This window comes from Vibrio sp. Sgm 5 (assembly GCF_026241575.1).
GTDB classification, from domain to species: domain Bacteria; phylum Pseudomonadota; class Gammaproteobacteria; order Enterobacterales; family Vibrionaceae; genus Vibrio; species Vibrio jasicida.
In genome coordinates this window covers 1-16,617 of record NZ_JAPHPY010000075.1, presented here as the reverse complement: position 1 = coordinate 16,617, position 16,617 = coordinate 1, and the positions used below count along the sequence as shown (strand labels likewise).

Genomic DNA, 16,617 nt, shown 5'->3' with positions numbered 1-16,617 from the left:
TGGTCTATCGGATTTTTACACACTGGTGGGATCGTTCAATTGATCAGTCTATTAATTTCTTAACTGATCGGCATTACTCCGAGTGGAGAGCTTTTTTCAATTAATTGCTTTTCGAATAGAAGCGCTGCAGTTCTGTTAGTCCTTGCATCAGGACAGGCAGTTTAGGCGTTGTTTCTCTTAAGCGTTTGTAGTTGTCATCATACAGCTTGTAGTTACCAAATTTATCGATAACTGTCGTTTGGGAGCTGGTGATCAGCGCGATTTCACGAGTGTCGCCCGCTAAAATCCAGCGGCGACGACTTTCGTCAAATAGGTTACGACCACTGCTGTAATCATAAGGGTTCGATGAGACGCCTAACATGTCTTGTAACAGCGTTACCGACAAGTCCAGATGGCTTGTACTGTGCGTAAATTCACCTGGCAGCATTCCTGGCCAATGAATAACCATAGGGACCTGAAGCTGGTAGCGGCTGTAATTGCTGTTCGCTCCCCAACTGTTGGTATTGGTCTCATTAAACTCGCTACCGTGATTAGAGGTGATGACCACTATCGTATTGGTAAGTAGTTGTTTTTCATCGAGATCAGAAATGATTTCAGCGACTGTCTTATCGGCAGATTTTACCGCTTTCTCATATGCTTTCTTGAATCGCTCGCTGGCTGGCATTTCTTCATTTGCCGCTTCTGGTTCAGATTCAAAGTTATCGACAGTGGTGACTTCGATATAGCTAAACCAAGGTTGGCTTGCTTGTTCGGTTAGCCATCTATTCCATGCCGCAATGGATTGTTTGTCGGTGTGTGCTTGCGTACCGTTTAACGTGTTAGCAAGATTAACTCCACGGAAGATCACTTCTGAGTAAAGGTCATCTTCAAAACCATTTCCGCTGAACAAACCAAAGCTATAGCCCTGATCTTTTAATACATCCAAAAGAACTGGTGCAGAACCTTGTGCTTTGATGCTACTTGCGTAGCTACTTGGTAAGCCATAAAACAGACCGAATGCACCGTACGTGTCATTGCTAGAACTGTAGTGGTTTACAAAGTTTTGGTTGTCTTGTGCAAACTGGTACATGTTTGGCATTTCGTCTTGGTTTAGTGCATCTGCACGTAAGTTGTTCACACTGATCATCAGTACGTTCAATTTGTTACCACGACGATTAAATTCGAGTTTTTCGAGCGGGTAGCTCACCAGGTCAATATTACCTTGGTTTTCCGCTAAGCGTTTTAGATATTCTTCACGGTCTAGTAGGCCATGTTTTTCCATAAAGCTCTTCGCGGTCATTGGGTAAGACAACGGGAAATTAGAGCGCTGGCTAGTAATCGGGTTATAGAAATAGGCATCAGCCCAAATATAAACCAGATGGCTAGTGATAAAGCTCAAGAAGAACACTGCGGCCAGAGGGCGGCCAACGTGTTTATGGGAAAGTTTGCGTTGTTTACGCCAAACCCATTCTGATAAGCCTAACTGAACCAGGAAGATAAGTGGCATAACCACAAAAAGGTGCTGCAAGTCAGAGCTGATGGCACTTTTATCTTCGCTAAACAACAACTCCCAAACCACGGGGTTTAAGTGCAAGTTGATGGATTGGTAAGCTTGGGTATCGATCAGTAAGACCGTTTGACCGACGGTTGCGAATATCACTGCCACCAAACGGAAAAGCTTCCTAGATGGCAGGACAAACGTCAGCGGGAATAGAACCAACAAGTAGAGCGCGAAAACAAGAAAGCCAAAATGGCCAACCCAGGATACCGCCAGATAGAATTGCCCCATAAGGGTCTCTGGCCAAGGCGACTGAACGATATAGCGCGTACCTATCAACATCGATGCAACGATGTTGAAGAATGCAAACCAGTGACCCCAACCAACCAGTCGAGATACACGTTCGCCGTATGAGTTTCCGCTGTCTACCATGTACTTGTTCTATTATCCGTTATTAGTGTGATTTTGGCACTTCAAGAGAAGATACGAGCGCCTGAGCAAATTTTTCAGCAATAACTTTGCGTTGTGAAGCAGCAACTTGTTGATTTAAGACATTGGTTGCGATATTTCCGGCAATCATTAGCGTCAACTCAGGAGAGGCGGCGTGTTTTTCTAGTACAGCGCCCACTTCAGCAAGAATTTTCTCTACTTGTTCGTCAGTATATTTAGATGTAATCGGCATAAAGACTCTAATAATGATAGTAAAAGCGGCTTATGATAACCTACAATGCCCAACAACTTAAACCTTGTAGCAAGATAAAATCACTATGAGCCTTCATCTTTCAAACGTTATTCTGCATCAATTGTGCAAAAACGATCAGGACGAACTGGTTGTTAAACTTCGCCCGGCATCGTTAGAGAACGATACCGCTACAGAAAACCTCGTCGCGGAACTGCATCGCGTATTCCATTCTAAAGCAGGTAAAGGTTTTGGCTCTTTCCAGTCAGACAGCGAATTTCAATTTTGGCTTCAAGAAATGCGCAAAGGAGAGCGAGATTTTTACGACTTCTCACAAATTAGTGCAAATCGCTTGAAAGAAGAGTTGATTAAGTACCCATTTGCAGACGAAGGCATTTTAGTGTTTGCGGAATACCAAAGTTTAGCAACGGATTACTTGTTTATCGGCATTTTGCCTATGAACCAGAGCCTAAAGGTAACTGAAGGCTTGGATATTGATGCAACAGATTATCTAGACATCACTAAAATGGATATTGCTGCGCGCATTGACCTATCAAGCTACGATACTGACCGTGAATCAAATCGTTACCTTTCTTACATCAAAGGACGTGTTGGCCGTAAAGTGGCAGACTTCTTCTTAGATTTCTTACAAGCCGATGTTGGCTTAGATACCAAACAGCAAAACCAAGTGTTGATGCAGGCAGTTGAAGACTTTTGTGCAGACTCTAAGCTTGAGAAGCAAGAAGCGAATGAGTACAAAAAGCAAGTTTACAACTACTGTAACGAGCAAATTAAAACTGGTGATGAAGTTCAAATTTCTGAGCTATCTGGTGAATTACCGCCTAGCCAAGATGGCACCAGTTTCATGGACTTTACTAAAGAACAAGGTTACGAGTTGGAAGAGTCTTTCCCAGGTGATCGCTCAACCGTACGCAAATTGACGAAATATGTAGGAGCAGGTGGCGGTTTGAACATTAGCTTTGACAGCCTGTTGCTTGGCGAGCGTATTTTCTACGATCCGGAGACGGATACGCTGACCATTAAAGGGACGCCTCCGAATCTGAAAGATCAGTTGAGTCGCAACTAATTCAAGAAAGAGAGAGCCATGTGCTCTCTTTTTTTATGTGAAGTGTGCACAGTTTGAGCATGAATCATGGTATATGCTTGTTATTAATAGAAATAGTCGAGGAATGAGTGTTGCAGCAATTAAAAGAGGGAATAAGACGAGTCGTCTGGATTTTATTTGTTGTGTGGTGTGCGTTTGCCGTAGGTATATGGCTTCAGGCGCAACAGACCATGAGAACGATGTCTACCGTGGACGAACTTGGTAGCAAAGTAGATGAAGTAAGAAATATTTTTCATTTCGAACTTCCATATCGTGCTCAACATGTCGATCAAGTTTCTCTTAAGCTCCAATTGGTTTATGCGGTTCGCTTACAACTCGAAAGTGAACAGGGCCAAGGACTGGGTGCTCCAGACTTAACTCAACTTCTTTATTCGACAGACCGTTTTTTAGAGGGTGCGAAGAGCTTTATTGGTAGTGATAGTGAACTCGTCGCGCTCGCAGACCAATTACGCAACAGTCGAGAGTCGGCAAGCAACTCTCAATCACTACAGACGATGTACTTTCGGCTCGGCGCATTAGTGCTAGAAGCGATGTTTAGTGACTCTGCGACGAGTGCAGACACCTATCAAGAATTAGATTTGTTGTTTACAGAATCGAAAACTTTAGCGCTTGAAGAACAGTCCTCTTTCCAACGTCGCCTTGCTCAAACATCCAGCGTGCTTGCTGCTCACGCAAAAGGCAGTCATCTTTCGAGCCAATTGCTCAACCCTGAATTCCCGAACCAACTGGCTGCGATTAGTGCTTCGCTAGAACAAAAACTGTTGGTTTACCTCTTGCTGTTGATAATGGTAAGTGCTTCCTTACTTGTATGTGTTTGTTGGGCTTTGTCTTATAAAGAGTCAGTTCTAACCGAAGGAAATCAATCCGATTCAGAAAACATAAATTCGCCAATACAACCACTCTCTCACCAACTTGATAGGGTTGAGCGGGGGAGTGAGCAGACGGAGCTTGAACCAGCAAATTCAACTGAGGTGACGAACGGACCTGAGAGAAGCGATTCCGAGTCCCACCAACAGTTGTTAAATGAAAGTCCCGAACCTTACATTGATATAGAAAGAATGCTTGACTCTTTGTCCGACGATGAAGAGTCCGTGCGCATGCTGTTAGACGTGTTTATTCAAGATCATACTGATGACGGCAGTAAGCTAAGAAGATTGTTACTGGAAGATAAAGAACATGCTCAGCGAGTTGCGCACAGCTTGAAAGGGGTATCGGGCAGTATAGGTGCAATGCCTCTACACTATATCTCTGGAGATATCGAATCTTTAATTAAACAAGGCGAGCAAATCTCAGACGATAAATTGAGTCAGTTAGAAGATACGTTAAAGAAAACGACACTTTTTGCCGAAAGAGTTCTCATTAATGAAAACATTCGAGAAGTGCTAACGGATTGATATTCCTCTGACTTAAAATATAGGGTGCTGAGGTATTAAAGGTGCGTTCACGAACCTGATGCCTTGGTTCGTTCTGTTCCTGTTCTACACATTTTGACCATAGGTAATTTCATGTCCATCCGTCGACTGTCCTCTTTGATGGTAGCTTGCTTGGTTTTGAGTCTTTCAGGGTGTTCCCTGCTAGAGGTGAAAATCGACAGCCAAACTGTACCGCTCACCAAACAAGAACTCAACATGCGTATAATGACGCGTGAATACGCACAACAGTTTTTTGCTCAAGTCGAACAAGCTGCTGATGTGCTCCAAAAAAACTATGAGTCGAGCGACAAAGTAAACCAATCTTATATTCTGCTGTGGAAGATCAATGCTGAAGAAGGTCTTCAAGCGGCGGCTTATCAAGTTTCCCCAATGGCTGCGCTCATAGATACGTGGGTGTTTACTCACCAGATGAACCAGTTTTATAGCGAAGGGACGGGCAAAGATTTGTTTGCGACGGGTGAAGCTAAACAAGTCTCTGCACATCTAGCCAAAGAAGTCGATAAACTCGCTCAGTCTCTTTTGAAAAAAGACGTTTATGAAAACACCAAAGTGTTTGTCGCTGACTTTGTAAAGAAATACCCATTCGCGGATCTAAGCATGATTCGTACACCCGCTTACCGTGCTTGGCTTGAGGCTAACCAAATCAGTGAAGAAGAAGCTGTCACAACATTGGGCACGATGCCAGAAGCCATCGGTGATGTTTCTGACCGTTTAAGTTTGGTGTCTGAGCAAACGCCTAAGATCATGACGTGGAAAGCGCAACTATTGGCGTTAAATAGTTCCGCAAGTATTGAGCAAGTAAACGCAGCACTAAATAGCTTGAAGGTGACTTCTGAGTCGTTAAAGGACTTTATCGATAATAACCCTGAGTACATGCGTAACTTAGCCGAGCAGATGGCCGTTCAATTGCAGCCTCTAGTGGAAGACATTGATCAAAAAACAGAAGAGCGTTTGTCTCAGTTGAGTGAAGAGCGTCAAGCTCTGGAATTGATGGTGGCAAGAGAGCGCCAAGAAATCGCTCAAATCATCACAAGTGAGCGTGAGAAGTTTGCTCAGGACCTAGACCACGTATCACAAGAGGTGGTGAATCTGGCTATGGACAAATTGATTGAGCTTGTGAAGAGCACCATCATCTACTTTATTCTGTTTATCCTAGTGATCTTCTTTGCTCCTCTCGTACTTGGTTACGCCTTGGGTAAGCGCTCTGCGGTAAGAGCCAGCACTAAATCGGCGTAATCATTTAGAAGTCACAACACGAAATAGCAGACACAAAAAAGGACCGAATCATCGGTCCTTTTTTATTTACGGAAAGTTTCTATCTATGGAAAGCTGATTTAAGCCGTTTGCTGCTTGAGTTCAGCTTCTGTTTGTTCGTCTGTTGCTGGAGCTGTCGGCTCGCATTTATCAACAAACCAGCCCATGTAAGAAGTAAAGATGGTAACGATAATGCATACGAAGCTCAGCCACATGAACGGTGCGTATGATAATGTTGCCACACCCAAGATGCTTGCCATATAGATTCCGTTGTCACTCCACGGCACCATACCTGATGTCAGTGTGCCACCGAACTCTGCGTTACGAGATAAGTTTTTGCGTTTGTAGCCAAGGCGGTCGTAGTTCTTAGCACAGATCTTAGGCGTAAGAATCAGTGATACGTACATCGCAGAGCCAAATACGTTACCCATGAAGGCCGTACCAATCGTGCTCGTCGCAAGTGAACCCGCGCTCTGAACACGTCGTTCGAACAGCTTTGCAATAGTCTCAAGCACACCTACTTTGTCGAGCAGGCCACCGAAACCAAGACCAAACACGATTACCGCTACAGAGCCCAACATAGAAGACATGCCGCCACGGTTGAGAATCGAATCAATGAAGTCGACTCCTGAAGAAATCGCAAATGGCGCCCAAGCCGTGTTAAACGCTGTCAGGAAGTCCACATCCTGAATCATCACTGCCCAGATAATACCTAGCAGAGAGCCAAAGCTAATCACAGGGAAAGAAGGCATACGCATCGCAAGTAGAGCCAATACGATGACCACTGGAACAAAGGAATAAGGCGTGATGAAAAATTGTTGCTCCATTGCCTGAATAACAGAATCCACTTGGCTCATGTCCACTTTGCCAGCGAAGTGAAAGCCAAATGCGGTAAACATGATACCAGTGATAATGTAGCTGATCAGCGCGATAGGTAGCATACCCTTGATGTGCTCAACGACTTCTACATTCGACATAGAAGAAGCAAGGATCACAGAGTCTGAAAGTGGAGACATCTTGTCACCAAAGTAACAACCCGATAGCACCGCGCCTGCGGTGATTGGGGCTGGAACTCCAAGACCTTGACCAATACCCATCATGGCAATACCGGCTGTACCCGCAGCACCCCAAGAAGTTCCCGTTGCTAGCGCAGTCAAAGAACAGATGATCATGGTAGCAAGCAAGAAGATAGAAGGGTGGATTGCTTTCAAACCGTAATAGATGATGGTCGGAACAATACCGCCTGAGATCCAAGTACCGACTAAGGCTCCTACAGCAAGAAGAATTAGCACGGCACCTAGGCCATTAGAAATGCCATTTAATGCGGCTTTTTCTAGGTCTTTGTATTGATGGCCGAGCCTTAAACCCAACAGTATGATAATGAACCAACCAATGTACAGCGCTAGCTGAATAGGAAGGTCTAATTTGGCAGTAAATGAAAATGCCAAAAGTAGAAACAAACCTAGTGAGATAAATACCTGTATCAGACTAGGTAAGCGTGTTGTAACTTGCTTCATATGTGCCTCTGTCGTTCTTGGAGCAATAGAGGAAGGCCGCTCCCTGTTTTAATCGGCGCCTAACATACATTAACAAAAATTATATTTCGAACATTTGGTGCTTTATCTTGATGTTCGTCGGTAAAAACGTTTGCTTGTGAAATTAATCACCATTAATTATTAATATTAACGGTTTGAAATGTTTTGTGATGTAAAAATTATGTGCTTCAAATGTTGTTTTCTCATTGGGTGGTAGGACCATCGGTGTTGATTTCACACTTTTCTTTCGTCATCTATCCAGTTGAGCGTAAAGAAAAAGGAAGAAAATGGACTTGATTATAAAATTTCGCCGCAAACGTTAAAAAAGTTGCGTTTATTTGCAAATTAGGGCTTGAGATTTTGTGTCGAAAATTGAACTATGGAGAAAGTTTCAGAAATATACATGGAGAGTTAATGCGATGAGAGTAGGTTTAGTTGGTTGGCGTGGCATGGTTGGTTCAGTCCTTATGCAACGCATGGTCGAAGAGAAAGACTTCGATTTGATCGAGCCAGTTTTCTACAGCACGTCTCAAATAGGTATTCCTGCACCAAACCTAGGTAAAGATGCTGGTCTACTTCAAGATGCGTTCGATATTGAAAGTTTAAAACAGCTTGATGCGGTCGTTACGTGTCAAGGTGGAAGTTACACTGAAAAAGTTTACCCAGCATTACGCCAAGCGGGTTGGAAAGGTTACTGGATTGATGCTGCTTCTACATTACGTATGGCACAAGATTCTATTATTACCCTAGACCCAGTAAACCTTACGCAAATTCAGCAAGGCATTCATGGTGGAACCAATACATTTGTTGGTGGTAACTGCACAGTAAGCCTAATGCTAATGGGTCTTGGTGGCCTATTCGAGAAGGGTTTGGTTGAGTGGACAAGCGCAATGACGTACCAAGCGGCGTCTGGCGCAGGTGCACAAAACATGCGTGAGCTGATTTCTCAGATGGGTGTGATCAACGATTCTGTAAGCTCTGAATTGGCTAATCCAGCAAGCTCTATTCTAGACATTGACAAGAAAGTTGCAGACACAATGCGCAGCTCTTCTTTCCCTTCAGAAAAGTTTGGTGTGCCACTAGCTGGCTCTCTTATCCCTTGGATTGATGTTAAGCGTGATAACGGCCAAAGCAAAGAAGAGTGGAAAGCGGGCGTAGAAGCGAACAAGATTTTGGGCTTCCAAAATGCGCCAGTGCCAATCGATGGTACATGTGTCCGCATTGGTGCGATGCGCTGTCACTCTCAAGCTCTGACAATCAAGCTGAAGCAAAATGTACCAATGGATGAGATCGAAGAGATCATCGCAACGCACAACGATTGGGTGAAAGTCGTTCCTAACGATCGTGACATTACAGCTCAAGAACTTACACCAGCGAAAGTGACAGGTACGTTGTCTATTCCAGTAGGCCGTCTACGCAAGATGGCAATGGGTGATGACTTCCTAAATGCATTTACAGTAGGTGACCAACTATTGTGGGGGGCTGCTGAGCCACTACGCCGCACTCTACGAATCATCCTTGCTGAGAAAGCTTAATTTGTCTCAATGTTGAGATGGTCATTTTGAAAGCGCCCAATTGGGCGCTTTTTTGATATTACAATGACAGTAAGCTGACTTTTGTTGCATACCGTTGCCGCGAAATTAATCCATTGGAGTGCGGTAATGAAACAAAATACAAAAGGTTTTACTCTCATAGAGTTAGTGGTTGTCATCGTCATACTCGGCATTCTAGCCGTCGTTGCCGCACCTAAGTTTTTAAATCTTCAACATGATGCGAGAGAAGCGGTAATTAAGGGACTAGGTGGCTCTGTCCATAATGCTTCGGAGATGGCTTTCGGCAAAACGGCTGTAGAGGGAATGGAACATGAGGAGTCATATAGTGTTGAAGGCTATGGTTCCGTTCAATATGGTTATCCAGCTGTTCAAAGGGGAGGGATGGAAAACTTCTTAGATATCGAATCTGGATACCATGATCTAACAAAAGAGTGGGTATGGGGTGCACACAACCATGGGTCAGTAAGTAATCCTGACACTTGGATTGTGACTCGCTCTGAATATATTGACGCAGCTCCTGATGATGAAAGTGCGTACAACAAAGCAATTGAAGATACGCAATGCTATGTTAAGTACACCGCTGCAATGGAGCCGGGTGACGAATACAACGTGGAAGTATTTACTGACGGTTGTTAAATCGAGAATAGACTTTTCCTTAGGGTTTGTTTATTTCCTGAGAGCCTACAGCTATGCAAAAGCCGATGTGAGTTCATCGGCTTTTTTGATCGTAGAGTTGGAGTTCAGGGTCGTTGGGAACGCTACGCTCCAATACTTGGGAGCACTCTGCTTTAAGAATCGAGAGGATTTTGTTGGAGCGCTAGGCAAGAAACTACGTTCTAAAAGGCGTTGACAGAATTTGTCCCCAGAAAGACAAAATATCGCCGATTCCCGATTCCCGATTCCCGATTCCCGATTCCCGATTCCCGATTCCCGATTCCCGATTCCCGATTCCCGATTCTAATCTTCCTCATCCGCTCTGACGACGCGATTATCAGGATCTGCCAGCTCACTACCACAATGCTTGCAGTGCATCGCATCAGAATCATGACCGGAGCGATTACAGTTGGGGCATTTCACAAGCTCTTTGTGAGCATTCATCTCATTGCTCAGTTCTGCGGTAATAATCCCGGTTGGAACTGCCAATATCGAATAACCAAGCAACATAGTTAATGACGCGATCGCTTTACCGAGATGCGTTTGCGGCACCATGTCGCCATAGCCTACCGTAGTAATTGTCACAATCGCCCAGTAGATGCTTTTTGGGATACTCGTAAAACCGTTGTGTGGCCCTTCAATTACAAAGATCAACGCACCAAAGATGGTGACGAGAATTCCCACCGTACTAAAGAAGATAATAATCTTACGTCGCGCCATTAAAAGGGAGCGCAATAAAATATTCGAGTCTTGCAAATAGCGAACTAACTTTAAAATACGGAAGATGCGCATAACACGCAGCAGTCTGACTACCCCCATAAAGGAAGCGCCAGGGAAGATGATAGCTAAGTAGGTTGGCAGTATCGCTAAGAGGTCGACGACACCATAAAAGCTGGTGGCGTAGGACTTAGGTTTGGGCGAACAATACAGTCGCAGCAGATACTCAATGGTGAATAAAGCAGTGAAAGTATATTCCACGTAGCGCAACTCTTGCGACCATTCTGTCATTACAGTCGGCAGAGATTCCAGAATAAGAACCACGAGAGATGCGATGATCGCGACGATCAGCGCGATATCAAAGATGCGTCCGGCACGAGTATGAGTACCGAAAATAATCACATATAAATGATGCTTTAGAGACTTGCGAGGCATGATGTTGCACTATCGACGTTAAAATGAAACGGATTGCAACATCATACCAGAAGTTAAGAAACTTAGGCTAAACCAGGAAACAGGTTTCTTAGACCGTTCGCGATAAACTCAATACCAAGCGCGCCGAGGATTAGGCCCATAATACGAGTGATCACGTTGATGCCAGTTTGTCCAAGGAAACGCACAATTAAAGGCGCGGAGCGGAACAGTAACCAAGAGCAGAAACAAAACAAAACGATCGTTAAGCTGATACCAACTGTATCCAGCGCGCTAGGGTAGCGTGCACCGTAAACGATGGTTGAGCTAATTGCGCCTGGACCTGCCATTAACGGCATGGCAAGTGGTACGACACCAATTTGCTCACGGCTTACGTATTCCGTCTTCTCTTGCTTGTTTTGCTTATCTTCACCCAACTTACCACTCATCATCGAGAATGCGATGCTTAGAAGCAGTAAACCGCCAGCTACGCGAAACGAATCGAGCGAAATACTGAACATGTCCAGCAGCAACTGACCAGCAAACAAAGAAATAATCAGAATACTCGCGACAGCAATATTGGCTGTCGTGGCGGTTTTGCTTTTCTCTTCTGGCGTCATATGACCGGTTAGTGATACGAACACAGGCATGATACCAACAGGGTTCACTGCTGCGACCAAACCTAAGAAAAACTGTAGGAAAATAGCTAACTCTAAAGTCTGCATGTTGCTTACTCGTAAACGTTCACAATAGTGAAAAAGAGAGGGGGTAATTTTAGGCGGTAATGTAAGGCAAAAGTGCGTTGGGAAGAAATGAAAAAAACTAACGTATTTGGGCTAGTATTTGTGAGAAAAACTAATTATTGAAAGAAATGTATGCATTCTGGAAACGAATTGTTACGTAGAAGACTGGTGAGAACCTGAACTGATTTACACAAACGTTAACATTCGCACATTTTTCACAAAAAGAAGGGTGGTTTGTAGAGAGATATGACGCATTCGATATACTCTCAGTAGCACAAAAATTAGGGTCCACATGTAATTTTGTTGGCTAAAAATGAAACTTTTTTACAGATTGTTGTTGTTTCTTTTATTTTTAGTTCGTTTGCTTCTTTTTTGTGCAATTAAAAATTAAGCTTAATTTGTTTGTTTATCAATTATTTAGCTGGTTTGTTGTGGTAAACCACTACTTTGGGGGTATTTCAGTTGTGAGAACTGATCCAAGTCAATTTTTTTCACACTCTGAAATATTATACTCAGCCCTGAAAGCAATTTACTAAGATGGTTGTTAGTTAAAACGCTGATAAACAGTCAAAACGAAAGACAATAGCCTTACTAAAAAGTTTTTAATATTTATTATTTTAGGAGATCCACCATGCCTGTAACTAACTTAGCTGAACTAGATGCTCTAGTAGCACGCGTTAAAGCAGCACAAGAAGAATTCGCAACGTTCTCACAAGAGAAAGTAGACGCAATCTTCCGCGCAGCTTCTCTTGCAGCTAACCATGCTCGTATCCCACTGGCACAACAAGCAGTTGCTGAATCTGGAATGGGTATTGTTGAAGATAAGGTAATCAAAAACCACTTCGCTTCAGAATTTATCTACAACAAATACAAAGATGAAAAAACATGTGGCATCTTGGAAGAAGATGACAACCTAGGCACGATGACTATCGCAGAGCCTGTAGGTATCATCTGTGGTATCGTTCCAACAACGAACCCAACTTCTACAGCAATCTTCAAATCTCTAATCTCTCTAAAAACTCGTAACGGCATCATCTTCTCGCCACACCCACGTGCGAAGAACTCAACTAACGATGCTGCGAAACTAGTTCTAGATGCAGCAGTAGCAGCGGGTGCTCCAAAAGACATCATCGGTTGGATCGACCAACCATCTGTAGAGCTTTCTAACGCTCTTATGAAGCACGATGGCATCGCTCTTATCCTTGCAACAGGTGGTCCAGGCATGGTTAAAGCAGCTTACTCTTCTGGTAAGCCAGCAATCGGTGTAGGTGCAGGTAACGTTCCTGTAGTTATCGATGAAACAGCTGACATCAAACGTGCTGTTGCTTCTATCCTTATGTCTAAGACTTTCGATAACGGCGTAGTATGTGCTTCTGAGCAAGCTGCAATCGTAGTTGGTGAAGTATACGACGAAGTGAAAGAGCGCTTCGCTTCTCACAAAGCTCACGTTCTATCTAAATCTGACGCTGATAAAGTACGTAAAGTACTTCTTATCGACGGCGCACTAAACGCGAAAATCGTAGGTCAACCTGCTCCAGCAATCGCTGAAATGGCTGGTGTTAAAGTTCCTGCTGATACAAAAGTACTTGTAGGTGAAGGCCTAGGTAAAGTTTCTTACGATGATGAATTCGCTCACGAGAAACTATCTCCAACTCTTGGTCTATTCCGTGCTGACGACTTCGAAGACGCAGTTGCTCAAGCAGTAACAATGGTTGAAATCGGTGGTATCGGTCACACATCTGGTCTTTACACTAACCAAGACGTTAACGCAGACCGCATCCGTTACTTCGGTGACAAGATGAAGACTGCACGTATCCTTGTAAACATCCCAACTACTCACGGTGGTATCGGTGACCTTTACAACTTCAACGTAGCACCTTCTCTAACTCTAGGTTGTGGTTCATGGGGTGGTAACTCTATCTCTGAAAACGTTGGTCCTAAGCACCTTATCAACAAGAAAACTGTAGCTAAGCGAGCTGAAAACATGTTGTGGCACAAACTACCTAAGTCTATCTACTTCCGTCGTGGTAGCCTTCCAATCGCAATGAGCGACCTAGAAGGTAAGAAACGCGCATTCCTAGTAACTGACCGTTTCCTATTCAACAACGGTTACGCTGACGAAGTAGTTAAACTGCTTAAAGAGCAAGGCATCGAAGTTCAAACATTCTTCGACGTAGAAGCGGATCCAACACTATCTGTTGTTGAGAAAGGCGCAGAAGCAATGAAGAGCTTCCAACCTGACGTAATCCTAGCTCTAGGTGGCGGCTCACCAATGGATGCAGCTAAGATCATGTGGGTAATGTACGAGCACCCAGAAACTCACTTCGAAGAACTAGCAATGCGCTTTATGGACATCCGTAAACGTATCTACAAGTTCCCTAAAATGGGTCAAAAAGCTGAGCTTGTATGTATCACTACAACTTCAGGTACGGGTTCTGAAGTTACTCCATTCGCGGTTGTTACAGACGACAAGACTGGTGCTAAGTACCCACTAGCTGACTACGAAATCACGCCAAACATGGCTATCGTTGATGCTAACCTAGTAATGAACATGCCTAAGTCTCTAACAGCATTCGGTGGTTACGATGCAGTAACTCACGCTCTAGAAGCTTACGTATCTGTTCTTGCTAACGAATACTCTGATGGTCAAGCTCTACAAGCACTTAAGATGCTTAAAGAATACCTACCATCAAGCTATGCAAACGGTGCAAACGACCCAATCGCTCGTGAGAAAGTACACAACGCGGCAACTATCGCTGGTATCGCGTTTGCGAACGCATTCCTAGGTGTTTGTCACTCAATGGCGCACAAGATTGGTGCTGAGTTCCACCTACCACACGGTCTTGCTAACGCGCTACTAATCTCGAACGTTGTACGTTACAACGCGAACGATAACCCAACTAAGCAGACAGCATTCTCTCAGTACGACCGTCCACAAGCACGTCGTCGTTACGCTGAAGTTGCTGACCACCTAGGCCTAAGCCAAGCTGGTGACCGTACTGCTCAGAAAATTGAACGTCTACTAGCATGGCTAGAAGAGCTGAAAGGTGACCTAGACATCCCGCTGTCGATTCAAGCAGCAGGCGTTGCAGAGTCAGATTTCGTTGCGAAACTAGACGAGCTAGCGGTTGAAGCGTTCGATGACCAATGTACTGGTGCGAACCCACGTTACCCTCTAATCACAGAGCTAAAAGAAGTACTAATGGCTTCTTACTACGGTAAAGCGTTCGTTGAAGGCGAAACTTTCGAAGGTACAACTGTTATCAAAAAGAAAGCAGACCAAGTAGCGAAAGAAGCAGCACCAAAAGCTAAGAAAGAAAAAGCTAACGCATAAGCAAGACGTTAGTTATGGGATAGGTTTTCGCTAGCACGAAATCTACCATCGGGAAAAAGCAAAGCCCCAGTCGAGAGACTGGGGCTTTTTTTATGCTTTTCAAATTATGAGAAGTTCTGCTTGAAGAGGTGTTTTGGTTAGGAGATTTACTCAGACTTCGGTCGTTACGACTCGACCGCTAAAGTACTCGTTAGCAACAATATAAGCCGTATTCCTCACTAGCTCGTCTTGAATTTGCGCCCAATGTCGTTCATCTACATCTTCACTCGTATGATTTACTGAAGGGATGACACCACCAACCCGGATGTTGAAAGGGGTCAGTTCTTTTGCCCAGCTGTGGGTAAAACCAGAGACTAATGCCGCCATGCTTTCCACACCCGTGAGATCTTCATGATTATCATGAGAAATGACATTGACGATTACGCCTTTCTTTTCTCTGGAGCGGAAGCGCTCTGCGCTCACTTGACCATAGGTATAAAGAAAGCGAGCCGCAGATGAAAGATGATCGATATAAGTACTCATTGGTTCTGGAGCCATCAAACTTGGCATTGGTGAACTGGTCCAACAATTGACGATGACATCTGGTGTCGCACCAAGCTGAGATTCTATTTGGTCAAACAATAAATTGATGGACGTGGTGTTATCACTGCACACATTAATGGCGTACACCTTATCTGAAAAGGCGCTAATTTGCTCATAACTGGCTCTCAAGGCCGTTGGATTCTGGTCGCAAAGAACAATCGTTGCCCCTAAGTGGGCAAAGTGACTAGAGCATGTTCTGCCGAGGATAGTTCCTGCGGAAGTGACGAGAATGATTGATTCTTTAATATCCATAGCACCTACACTGTCATTTCTTGTGTTAAACAATACATCAGTGGTTTGTGCTAACAGCATGGATGAATTTTTATGAGCTCAGTGTGAAAAGCTTCAAAGTAACGCTTTTGAACCGCAACTATTGTTTGGGAATTTGTAAGGCGTCACATTTCTGACGTGTGCAGAATGCAATCAGTTGGGGTGAATACGGAGCGTTAAGCTTGCGCTTGGATTTGATACTGACGCTGTGCCGTCACTAATTGATTGTAAAGCCCAGCGTCAGGAATCAGTGTTTTGTTACGTTCGCCTAAACTACGGCGCTCATGACCGGAAAGGTTGTGATAGACGTTTTCCGGTAGGTTGAACGTGTCTTGAGGCAAATAGGTTAGTGCATCAGGTTTAAGGTAGTGGCTTAGCTTAGCAGACGGTAAACCCGCATCATGAAACTGCTTTGCTTGCTCTGCAGCTAGCTCGTAACTGCTGCTGTCTGAGCGAAGCGCTTGTGGTTGTGATAAACCAAACTGTTTACGAAGGAGGTCATCGCTTGTAATGACTTCTTGTACTTCTTCAACCGGGACTACATCGCGAACATCATTAGAGAACATAGACAGAATCAGTGAGAAATCAGCGCGGCGACCTTCATGTACAGCATGGTTAATACCATTGCCGAACTGAAGTTCGTTGATGATTACTGCCTTGTCTAAAGTATGGATTTGCATGATGTTCCTCGCTTAATGCACTTTTAACGGCAACGAAGGGAAGAACTTTAGGAAAAAGAGGGGATTAATTGAAAAAATAGGTCGGAGAAGCAATAAAAATGTATGGTCCGCCCCGTTATTGCAACTACAATTAAGTCATAACGGAGTTGGTTTGCGCTAATGTATTCGG

Annotated in this window: 13 protein-coding genes; 6 read left to right on the top strand and 7 right to left on the bottom strand. The window is 44.1% G+C overall.

The window, feature by feature from the left end; genetic code table 11:
• Positions 1–100 precede the first annotated feature (100 nt).
• Both OQJ86_RS24570 and OQJ86_RS24565 read right to left on the bottom strand, forming a co-directional pair.
• The gene (locus tag OQJ86_RS24570) at positions 101–1,909 is read right to left on the bottom strand and encodes a DUF3413 domain-containing protein (protein ID WP_265991727.1); all 1,809 of its coding nucleotides are present in this window, start codon (positions 1,907–1,909) and stop codon (positions 101–103) included.
• Between the two features lie 22 nt (positions 1,910–1,931).
• A complete protein-coding gene (locus OQJ86_RS24565; protein WP_038869203.1) occupies positions 1,932–2,159 on the bottom strand; it encodes a YejL family protein in 228 nt (75 codons plus the stop codon).
• A gap of 85 nt (positions 2,160–2,244) precedes the next feature.
• Between OQJ86_RS24565 and yejK the strand changes: the two genes are divergently transcribed.
• From yejK to OQJ86_RS24550, 3 genes are all read left to right on the top strand, one after another.
• Complete coding sequence (yejK, locus tag OQJ86_RS24560; RefSeq protein WP_038869205.1) at positions 2,245–3,243, top strand: nucleoid-associated protein YejK; 999 nt, start codon at positions 2,245–2,247, stop codon at positions 3,241–3,243.
• Positions 3,244–3,353: 110 nt separating this feature from the next.
• Positions 3,354–4,676 (top strand): Hpt domain-containing protein, encoded by a 1,323-nt coding sequence (locus OQJ86_RS24555; RefSeq protein WP_265991724.1) that lies wholly within the window; start codon positions 3,354–3,356, stop codon positions 4,674–4,676.
• 111 nt (positions 4,677–4,787) lie between these two features.
• Positions 4,788–5,951: a chemotaxis protein gene (locus tag OQJ86_RS24550; RefSeq protein ID WP_265991722.1), complete on the top strand. Its 1,164-nt coding sequence runs from the start codon at positions 4,788–4,790 to the stop codon at positions 5,949–5,951.
• A 98-nt stretch (positions 5,952–6,049) separates the two neighbouring features.
• Here the strand turns inward: OQJ86_RS24550 and nhaC are convergent, their stop codons facing one another.
• Positions 6,050–7,486, bottom strand: a complete 1,437-nt coding sequence (gene nhaC, locus OQJ86_RS24545) for a Na+/H+ antiporter NhaC (protein ID WP_265991720.1) — start codon at positions 7,484–7,486, stop codon at positions 6,050–6,052.
• A 437-nt stretch (positions 7,487–7,923) separates the two neighbouring features.
• On the opposite strand from nhaC, the gene asd reads away from it, so the two are divergent.
• The gene (gene asd, locus OQJ86_RS24540) at positions 7,924–9,039 is read left to right on the top strand and encodes an aspartate-semialdehyde dehydrogenase (protein WP_039974093.1); all 1,116 of its coding nucleotides are present in this window, start codon (positions 7,924–7,926) and stop codon (positions 9,037–9,039) included.
• 126 nt (positions 9,040–9,165) lie between these two features.
• The gene (locus OQJ86_RS24535; protein WP_039974092.1) at positions 9,166–9,693 is read left to right on the top strand and encodes a type II secretion system protein; all 528 of its coding nucleotides are present in this window, start codon (positions 9,166–9,168) and stop codon (positions 9,691–9,693) included.
• 321 nt (positions 9,694–10,014) lie between these two features.
• On the opposite strand, the gene OQJ86_RS24530 is transcribed toward OQJ86_RS24535, so the two are convergent.
• Entirely contained in the window at positions 10,015–10,863 is an 849-nt protein-coding gene (locus OQJ86_RS24530) for an ion transporter (protein ID WP_038869214.1), read from the bottom strand.
• 62 nt (positions 10,864–10,925) lie between these two features.
• Positions 10,926–11,564, bottom strand: coding sequence for a YchE family NAAT transporter (locus OQJ86_RS24525; protein ID WP_038869216.1), 639 nt, complete (start codon positions 11,562–11,564; stop codon positions 10,926–10,928).
• Between the two features lie 649 nt (positions 11,565–12,213).
• Between OQJ86_RS24525 and adhE the strand changes: the two genes are divergently transcribed.
• Positions 12,214–14,916 (top strand): bifunctional acetaldehyde-CoA/alcohol dehydrogenase, encoded by a 2,703-nt coding sequence (adhE, locus tag OQJ86_RS24520; RefSeq protein ID WP_038869217.1) that lies wholly within the window; start codon positions 12,214–12,216, stop codon positions 14,914–14,916.
• Between the two features lie 150 nt (positions 14,917–15,066).
• On the opposite strand, the gene OQJ86_RS24515 is transcribed toward adhE, so the two are convergent.
• Together OQJ86_RS24515 and OQJ86_RS24510 are read right to left on the bottom strand one after the other, a co-directional pair.
• On the bottom strand, positions 15,067–15,810 hold the full coding sequence (locus OQJ86_RS24515; protein ID WP_042601271.1) for an SDR family oxidoreductase: 744 nt from the start codon (positions 15,808–15,810) through the stop codon (positions 15,067–15,069).
• A gap of 134 nt (positions 15,811–15,944) precedes the next feature.
• On the bottom strand, positions 15,945–16,448 hold the full coding sequence (locus OQJ86_RS24510; protein WP_038869219.1) for a VC2046/SO_2500 family protein: 504 nt from the start codon (positions 16,446–16,448) through the stop codon (positions 15,945–15,947).
• Between the last annotated feature and the right edge of the window lie 169 nt (positions 16,449–16,617).

Bases quoted from the DNA above. Each gene is read 5' to 3' on its own strand.
- OQJ86_RS24570 (WP_265991727.1), bottom strand. From the start codon at position 1,909: ATGGTAGACAGCGGAAACTCATACGGCGAACGTGTATCTCGACTGGTT.
- OQJ86_RS24565 (WP_038869203.1), bottom strand. From the start codon at position 2,159: ATGCCGATTACATCTAAATATACTGACGAACAAGTAGAGAAAATTCTT.
- yejK (WP_038869205.1), top strand. From the start codon at position 2,245: ATGAGCCTTCATCTTTCAAACGTTATTCTGCATCAATTGTGCAAAAAC.
- OQJ86_RS24550 (WP_265991722.1), top strand. From the start codon at position 4,788: ATGTCCATCCGTCGACTGTCCTCTTTGATGGTAGCTTGCTTGGTTTTG.
- nhaC (WP_265991720.1), bottom strand. From the start codon at position 7,486: ATGAAGCAAGTTACAACACGCTTACCTAGTCTGATACAGGTATTTATC.
- asd (WP_039974093.1), top strand. From the start codon at position 7,924: ATGAGAGTAGGTTTAGTTGGTTGGCGTGGCATGGTTGGTTCAGTCCTT.
- OQJ86_RS24535 (WP_039974092.1), top strand. From the start codon at position 9,166: ATGAAACAAAATACAAAAGGTTTTACTCTCATAGAGTTAGTGGTTGTC.
- OQJ86_RS24530 (WP_038869214.1), bottom strand. From the start codon at position 10,863: ATGCCTCGCAAGTCTCTAAAGCATCATTTATATGTGATTATTTTCGGT.
- OQJ86_RS24525 (WP_038869216.1), bottom strand. From the start codon at position 11,564: ATGCAGACTTTAGAGTTAGCTATTTTCCTACAGTTTTTCTTAGGTTTG.
- adhE (WP_038869217.1), top strand. From the start codon at position 12,214: ATGCCTGTAACTAACTTAGCTGAACTAGATGCTCTAGTAGCACGCGTT.
- OQJ86_RS24515 (WP_042601271.1), bottom strand. From the start codon at position 15,810: ATGCTGTTAGCACAAACCACTGATGTATTGTTTAACACAAGAAATGAC.
- OQJ86_RS24510 (WP_038869219.1), bottom strand. From the start codon at position 16,448: ATGCAAATCCATACTTTAGACAAGGCAGTAATCATCAACGAACTTCAG.